The sequence below is a fragment of the Hyalangium sp. genome (assembly GCF_035629615.1).
In the GTDB taxonomy this organism is placed as follows: domain Bacteria; phylum Myxococcota; class Myxococcia; order Myxococcales; family Myxococcaceae; genus Hyalangium.
Genome location: NZ_DASPHO010000514.1, coordinates 1 through 4,842 on the forward strand (window position 1 = coordinate 1; position 4,842 = coordinate 4,842).

Here is a 4,842-nt window from a genome sequence, read left to right on the forward strand (position 1 = left end):
GCCTTCCTGCTGCCCGAGTCGAAGACTGCGCGCTACGAGTCCCACGATCGGCCGCACTTCGAGCGCAAGGTGAAGGAGCTGTGCGCCGAGTGTGAGATCATCTACAGCAACGCGGACCAGGACGCGGCCAAGCAGCAGAACCAGGCCGAGGCGGCGCTGACCAACGGCGCCCAGGTGATGGTGCTGGATCCGGTGGACTCGGCCTCTGCGGCCGCCGTCGTGGCGCGGGCCCGGCAGTCGAAGATCCCCGTCATCAGCTATGACCGCCTGATCACCGGCGCCGACGTGGACTACTACATCTCGTTCGACAACGAGAAGGTGGGCAAGCTCCAGGCCACGGCCCTGGTGGACAAGCTCAAGGCGGACGGCAAGGGCAGCGGCACCATCGTCATGATCAACGGAGCCCCCACCGACAACAACGCCAAGCTCTTCAAGGCCGGCGCGCACAGTGTCATCGACGGCAGCGGTCTCAAGGTCGGCGCCGAGTACGACACGCCGGACTGGAGCCCGGACAAGGCCCAGCAGCAGATGGAGCAGGCGCTCACCTCGCTCGGTAAGGACAAGATCGTCGGCGTGTATGCCGCCAATGACGGCACGGCCGGCGGGGCCATCGCGGCGATGAAGGCCGCGGGCGTCAAGTCGCTGCCCCCTGTCACCGGCCAGGATGCCGAGCTGGCCGCCATCCAGCGCATCCTCGCGGGCGAGCAGTTCATGACCGTCTACAAGGCCATCAAGCCCGAGGCGGAGGTCGCCGCGGAGCTCGCGGTGGCGCTGGTGCGCGGGCAGCCAGCGCCGGCCGGCAAGGTCAACGCCAAGGTCAACAACGGCAAGATGGACGTACCCTCCATCCTCCTGGAGCCGGTGGCCGTGACGAAGGACAACGTGAAGAGCACCATCGTCGCTGATGGCTTCTGGAAGCCGGACGAGATCTGCACCGGCAGCTACAAGGACGCCTGCACCGCGGCTCAGATCCAGTAGCCCTGGGAGGGTGGGATGTCCGCGACCACGTTGCTGGAGCTGAGAGGCATCTCCAAGCGCTTCGGGGCCGTCCAGGCGCTCACCGCGGTGGACTTCGAGGTCCACCCCGGTGAGGTGGTCGCCCTGGTAGGCGACAACGGCGCCGGGAAGTCCACCCTCATCAAGATCATCTCGGGCATCATCCCCATTGACGAGGGGCAGGTCCTCTTCGAGGGACGGCCGGTGTCCCTGAACGGACCGCAGGCCTCTTCGTCGCTGGGGATCGCCACCGTGTACCAGGACCTCGCGCTCTGCGACAACCTGGACGTCGTGGGCAACCTGTTCCTCGGGCGCGAGCTGCGCTCGGGGGGCGTGGGGAAGCTCACGGGGTGGCTGGACGAGACGCTGATGGAGCAGCAGGCCAGCGCGCTGCTCCAGCGGCTGAGCGTGAGCATCCCCAGCGTGCGCACGCAGGTGGCCTCGTTGTCCGGCGGGCAGCGGCAGTCCATCGCGGTGGCGCGGGCGATGATGGGCTCGCCCAAGATGGTGCTCCTGGACGAGCCCACCGCGGCGCTCGGCGTGGCGCAGACGCGGCAGGTGCTGGATCTCATCCGTCGGCTGCGAGAGCAGGGCCTGGGCGTGGTGGTCATCAGCCACAACCTGCTGGACGTGTTCTCCGTGGCGGATCGCATCATCGTGCTGCGGCTGGGCAAGCGGGTGGCGACCTTCGACGTCAAGACGGCCAAGGAGGTGGAGGTCGTCTCCGCCATCACCGGCGCCAAGAAGTCCGAAGTGGTTGAGACGCTCAAGCCGGAGGTCGTATGAGCGCCCCCCGTGAAGCCGCTGTCGATCCCCGCCTCATCCAGGATGCTCCCGGAATGCTGGGGGCCTGGAAGGGGTTCCGGCGCCGCGTGTCCCAGGGCGAGCTGGGCAGTCTGCCCGTCATCATCGGGCTGAGCCTCATCTGGCTCACCTTCTACCTGGCCAACGAGCGCTTCCTGTCGGCGGTCAACCTCACCAACCTGATGCTGCAGATCGCCGCCATGGGGACGATCTCCGCGGGCATCGTGCTGGTGCTGCTGCTGGGGGAGATCGACCTGTCGGCCGGCGCCGTGAGCGGCCTGTCCGCCGCGGTGATGGCCATCCTCAACGTGAAGCACCAGTGGGCTCCCGTCCCGTCGCTGCTGGCAGGCCTGGCCACGGGCGCGGCCATCGGGCTGTTCCACGGTCTGTGGATCACCCGGTTCCGGGTGCCCTCCTTCGTGGTGACGCTGGCCGGGCTGCTGGGGTGGCAGGGCGCGCTGCTGTTCGTCCTGGGCAACACGGGCACGGTGAACCTGAATGATCCGATCATCACCGGGCTGACCGGCACCTTCTTCGAGCCGGCGGTGGCATGGCCGATCGCCATCCTCATCATCATCGTCTACGTGGGCACGGTGCTGATGGAGCGGTGGCGGCGGGCGGAGGCGGGGCTGCCCCAGACGCACCTGCGCTCCACCGTGGCGCGGATGGTGGTCATCTCCGGCGCGGTGGTGGCCGCCGTGGCGGTCTTCACGCAGGACCGAGGGCTGCCGCTGGCGGCGATCATCTTCGCGGGCCTGGTGGTGGGGCTGGAGCTGCTCATCAAGCGCACGCGCTTCGGCCGTCACGTCTTCGCGGTGGGCGGCAGCGCGGAGGCGGCGCGCCGGTCCGGCATCCGCGTGGAGACCATCCGCGTGGCCATCTTCACCCTGGCCTCCACCCTGGCGGCCGCCGGAGGTATCCTCGCAGGCTCACGGCTGCTGGCGGTGAACCAGTCCTCGGGCAGCGGGGACGTGCTGCTCAACGCCATCGCCGCGGCGGTCATCGGCGGCACCAGCCTCTTCGGCGGGCGTGGATCGGCCTGGTCGGCCATCCTGGGGGCGCTGGTCATCGGCTCTATCTCCAACGGAATGGACCTGTTAGCGCTATCCTCCTCCGTGAAGTTCATGGTCACGGGCGCGGTGCTGCTCGTGGCAGCCTCCATTGACGCACTCTCGAGGAGGGGGCGGCAGGCGGCAGGGCGGGCCTGAACCGGGCGCTGGGGAGCCTTCCCAGTCCCACTGGGAGAGCGGATGACGACGGGAGCACAGCCCCTTCGGGTGGGCATCATCGGCACGGGGTTCGCGCGCTCCACGCAGGTGCCCGCCTTCAAGTCGATCCCTGGGGTGGAGGTGGTGTCCATCGCGAGCTCCCGCCTCGAGCGCGCGGAGCAGGTGGCACGCGAGCTGGGCATCCCCCACGCGACGCAGGACTGGCGCGACGTGGTGCGCGATCCGAGCGTGCAGCTCGTCAGCATCGTCACGCCGCCGCACCTGCACCGGGAGATGGCGATCGCGGCGGTGCATGCCGACAAGGCCGTGCTCTGCGAGAAGCCCACGGCGCTGGAGGCCGCGGAGGCGGAGATCATGTGGATGGCGGCCGAGCAGCGAGGGGTGCTCGCGCTGATGGACCATGAGCTGCGCTTCCTGCCCTCGCGCCAGCGGATGCGGGAGATCATCCAGTCCGGAGAGCTGGGGACAATCCACCACGCCCGCGTGCGCTACCGCAGTGACAACCGCGCCGGGCCGGGGCGGCCCTGGGACTGGTGGTCGGATGTGGCGCGCGGCGGGGGGCTGCTGGGCGCGATCGGCTCGCACGCGGTGGATGCGCTGCGCTTCCTGCTGGGCCGCGAGCCGGTGGAGGTGCTCGGGGTGCTGGCCACGCACATCCCGGCACGAGCGGATGCGCAGACTGGGGAGGCTCGGTTGGTGACGTCCGATGACGAGGTGCAGGCCCTGCTGGGCTTCGGGGCAGGGCTCACGGCGGCGATGAGCCTCTCCGCGGTGGAGCCCGGCAAGCCGATGCACGTGGTGGAGGTGTTCGGCACCCGCGGCGGGCTGCGCGTGGAGGGGCTGGAGCTGCTGCGCGCGGACGTGGGCGGACGGAAGTGGGAGCCCGTGGCGCTGCCGGCTCCGGAGTCGCTGCCCGAGGGAATGCCGGAGAGCGAGTGGGCTCGAGGCTTCGTGCAGTACGCCCATGCCATCGCCGAGGCACTGCGCGCGGGGGCTCGGACGCTCGCGGGGGCTGCCACCTTCGAAGAGGGGTGGCGCAACCAGCGCGTGCTGGATGCCATCCGCCGCTCGCACACCGAGCGTCGCTGGATCCCGATGGGGCGGCTCTAGGCTGTTCGCCAGGCGAGCATCCCCCCCGAAGGAGCAGGAGGCAGGCTCCCAGTGGCTCCCCATCTTCTGAGGGGGAGCCCACCATGCACTCATCGACGCCAGCCCTGACGAGCAGCCCAGCGCCCATCCCGTGGCATGTGCTCGCTCCCGAGACGGTGTTGGAGCGTGTCCAGAGCACCCCGGAGGGACTCTCCGAGGAGGAGGGCCCCCGGCGGCTGGCACGCTACGGACCCAATGTCCTCCAGCGTGAGAGCCAGAGTGGCCCGCTGCGGGTGCTGTTCCGGCAGATCAACAACCCGCTCATCTGGGTGCTCCTCGGCGCCGCGGTGCTGGCCATCGTCCTGGGCAAGGTGACGGATGGTCTGGTGGTGCTCGCGGTGGTGGTGCTCAACACCGTCATCGGCTTCGTGCAGGAGTTCCGGGCGGGCCGGGCCATCGAGGCGCTGTCGGCCATGGTGCCGGAGCTGGCCACCGTGCTGCGGGGCGGGCGGAAGGTGACGCTCCCGGCCTCGGAGCTGGTGCCTGGGGATGTGGTGCTGCTGGCCGCTGGAGACAAGGTTCCGGCGGACATGCGGCTGTTGTCCGTGCGCAACCTTCAGGTGGAAGAGGCCGCGCTGACGGGCGAGTCCCTTCCCGTCACGAAGCAGCTCAATCCCGTGCCCGAGGAGGCGGGCCTGGGGGATCGATCCAACCTCACCTTTGG

Annotated in this window: 5 protein-coding genes; all 5 read left to right on the forward strand. The window is 69.6% G+C overall.

Translation table 11 applies throughout. The annotated features are described in order from the left end of the window. A partial coding sequence (locus VD972_RS26250; protein ID WP_324991478.1) for a sugar ABC transporter substrate-binding protein occupies window positions 1-978 on the forward strand: 978 nt, incomplete at its 5' end. 15 nt (window positions 979-993) lie between these two features. Beyond that, window positions 994-1,782: an ATP-binding cassette domain-containing protein gene (locus tag VD972_RS26255; protein WP_324991479.1), complete on the forward strand. Its 789-nt coding sequence runs from the start codon at window positions 994-996 to the stop codon at window positions 1,780-1,782. Continuing rightward, window positions 1,779-3,008: a sugar ABC transporter permease gene (locus VD972_RS26260; RefSeq protein ID WP_324991480.1), complete on the forward strand. Its 1,230-nt coding sequence runs from the start codon at window positions 1,779-1,781 to the stop codon at window positions 3,006-3,008. Before VD972_RS26255 ends, VD972_RS26260 begins: the two co-directional genes overlap by 4 nt. 42 nt (window positions 3,009-3,050) lie before the next feature. Continuing rightward, complete coding sequence (locus tag VD972_RS26265) at window positions 3,051-4,139, forward strand: Gfo/Idh/MocA family oxidoreductase (protein WP_324991481.1); 1,089 nt, start codon at window positions 3,051-3,053, stop codon at window positions 4,137-4,139. Between the two features lie 83 nt (window positions 4,140-4,222). Continuing rightward, window positions 4,223-4,842 (forward strand): HAD-IC family P-type ATPase (locus tag VD972_RS26270; RefSeq protein WP_324991482.1); only part of this gene is annotated, 620 nt, incomplete at its 3' end.

What these genes read in the sequence shown, in the direction of transcription:
- VD972_RS26255 (WP_324991479.1), top strand. Translation starts at nt 994, where the DNA reads ATGTCCGCGACCACGTTGCTGGAGCTGAGAGGCATCTCCAAGCGCTTC.
- VD972_RS26260 (WP_324991480.1), top strand. Translation starts at nt 1,779, where the DNA reads ATGAGCGCCCCCCGTGAAGCCGCTGTCGATCCCCGCCTCATCCAGGAT.
- VD972_RS26265 (WP_324991481.1), top strand. Translation starts at nt 3,051, where the DNA reads ATGACGACGGGAGCACAGCCCCTTCGGGTGGGCATCATCGGCACGGGG.